General features: G+C 40.8%; 4 protein-coding genes. 2 read left to right on the forward strand and 2 right to left on the reverse strand.

Annotated features, from left to right (window positions below):
- Positions 1 to 298 (forward strand): hypothetical protein (locus GX756_02400; GenBank protein ID NLC16713.1); only part of this gene is annotated, 298 nt, incomplete at its 5' end.
- Here the strand turns inward: GX756_02400 and spoIIID are convergent.
- Together spoIIID and GX756_02410 are read right to left on the reverse strand one after the other, a co-directional pair.
- The gene (gene spoIIID / locus GX756_02405) at positions 267 to 542 is read right to left on the reverse strand and encodes a sporulation transcriptional regulator SpoIIID (GenBank protein NLC16714.1); all 276 of its coding nucleotides are present in this window, start codon (positions 540 to 542) and stop codon (positions 267 to 269) included. The genes GX756_02400 and spoIIID overlap by 32 nt on opposite strands.
- A gap of 162 nt (positions 543 to 704) precedes the next feature.
- Positions 705 to 2,183, reverse strand: coding sequence for a hypothetical protein (locus GX756_02410; protein NLC16715.1), 1,479 nt, complete (start codon positions 2,181 to 2,183; stop codon positions 705 to 707).
- Between the two features lie 143 nt (positions 2,184 to 2,326).
- Between GX756_02410 and GX756_02415 the strand changes: the two genes are divergently transcribed.
- Positions 2,327 to 2,519 (forward strand): phosphomannomutase/phosphoglucomutase (locus GX756_02415; GenBank protein ID NLC16716.1); only part of this gene is annotated, 193 nt, incomplete at its 3' end.

Genomic DNA, 2,519 nt, shown 5'->3' on the forward strand with positions numbered 1-2,519 from the left:
GCAATTTGTGACAGCGGTCTTGGAAAAATACGGGCTTAAAGCCGACGGTATATACACCCGCCGCGACACGGGCATTCATAAGCGCGACGGCGCTTTGTTTTTATACGCCTTTTCGGATGCGGGCTTTGAGCCGCGCGAATGCGCCGTTATAGAGGATTATCCTTATTATATAATCGCCATAAAAGACTTGGGCTGTAAAATTGTCGGAATGTATGATTCCCAATCCGAAGACGAAATTAACCTTTTGTATGATATCTCTGATATCTTTATAAGGGATTTTCGGGAACTGATTTTTTAGATCTTTGGTATTTTTTCTTAGTGGCAAGCCCGCCTCTTATATGCCGTTCGGATAGGTTGATATCCAAAATTTTGCGCGCTTGTTCAAACAACTCGTAATCAATTTCGGGCAGCCTTTCGGTTATGTCTTTGTGGACGGTGGATTTGCTTATATTGAAAACTTTGGCGGCTTGTCTGACGGTCTGTTTGTTTTCCACAAAATAATATCCCAAATCTATTGCTCTTTTTATTATATAATCTCTCATATTCCCCCGGCCAAAAACGGCCAATAAAAATCTATTGTATATAAATTTATTTCGCAAAATGCGATATTATGCGTCAAAAATCGTTAAGAATATTTTTTGCGCCCAAATTTTAAATATAAAGCGATAAAAAGTATAAGACAAAATATTGATTAAACGATTTTATTAAATAGTAACAACAAAATCATCCCACAAATCTTGGACTTTTTTGATATCCTCAAAGGTCTCGCAGGCGATTTGCTTGGTTTTTCGGGCGCTAAGCCCGCAATCAATATGGTGATAAATAAAAAAGTCAATAATTATTTCGTCCAAACTTGGCTGGTTTTGTTCCAAAATGCGCGACCAATCAGCGTCGTATTTGCGCCTTTGGCTAAACATTGCGCAAAGGGCGGTTTTGTTAAAATTGACCAAAGGATTAACAAAGCCGATGCCGCAGCTTTTATGCCGTATGAAGTCCGTTCTGTCCATTCCGCTTAAGACTAAGGAGTTGTTCTTTTGCGCCCAATCCAAAACATAGGCATTTGCTATGTTTTGGCTTTCTTTGCTGGTTTCTTGTATATCAAAGCCCGAGTTTTTAATAATCAAATCTTGGTCTTGGAGGCCGTCCAAAAGCAATGTAAACGAGGACGGCGCTACGCTATAATTTTGGCGCATGTCCAAGAGCAAAGATACCAGCAGCCAAAAATGCCCTCCTTGGCGCAAGGCGATGCGTTTTTTGGTATTTTTAATTAGTTCGTATAAAATTTGCGCCAGCCTTTCATATATCTTTTCAAAATTATCGTCCGCGTAAGGCTGTCTTGGGTATTTTCGTTTTCGGGCAAAATGCGTGTCTTGGTCCAGCGGCAACTCTATAAAAGCGTTTTCGTAAGCTTTTTCCGTCAAGAAAAAAGTGTTATTTTCCAATGTCCTTAATCCCGCAATCCGTTCTATGTCCAACTCTGCCGTAACAATTGGCTGGGTCGCGCTTGCGGCAAGTATTTTTCCGCATTCGGCGATTGTACTGCTTCTATCGGCGTAAGGCGTTTTGCAAATTGCCCCGCATGCCGATATTATGGCTTTTGGGGGCGATTGAGATAAGATTTTTATTTGGTTTGGATAATTATCAAATTGCTTCAAATCGGTCGAATAGGGATTTAAAACGATATTGGCCGAAGTTTTATAAAAAAAACCCAAGTCCTTGCCTATATTTATCGCGATATTGACGGGCAAATGCGAGTTACAGCGCATCAAAGCCCTGTTGCTAAAAGGAATAGAATAATCGCCCAAGGCAATTTGGTCAAAACTTGGCTTATAATTGCCTTTATAAACTACGCACCAAATCTTGCCCATTCCGACTACCGCCGCGCAGTTTAGGATTTTTTCTTCCACCCTTAAGGGCAAACCTATCGCGCACAAGATTTGACGGTTTTTGGTAAATTGCGCTATTTCCAAAAGCGCCTCTTCGCACTCGTTTATAAGCGCGTTTTGGGCGACTATGGGGCTTTGGCTTGCGCCGTAGAGGCACATCTCGGGAAAAAGGGCAATATCAACGCATTGGGCGTTTAATTCCATTATCATTTCTTTGATATTTTGCGTATTTTGAAATATGCCTCCAATATACATTTGGGGCATGGCCGCGGCGGCTTTTAGATACCCGTTGTTCATATTATTAGTTTTTTAGTAAGCAGGTTTTTTATACCCAGAATTTGACAATATGCCGCATGGCTAATATGTATTTCTTGAGTTTTTTTTTGCATTACTATATAATAAGGCAAAAGACAAAAAATTCCGGAGACAGTAAGATTATTGTGGATTTTAAATCTCTTTTAAGCGGAAGCGACATAAGAGGCAATGCGGTCAAGCATGAAGGGAACGAAATAGAACTCACCGACGAGGTTGTATATTGGATTACAAAAGCGTTTGCTTATTGGCTGTCCGCCAAGGTAAAATCCAAAATGACTATTGCCGTAGGGCACGACTCCAGGATATCGGCCCAGCGCA

Source organism: Clostridiales bacterium (assembly GCA_012512255.1).
Taxonomy (GTDB): Bacteria; Bacillota; Clostridia; order Christensenellales; family DUVY01; genus DUVY01.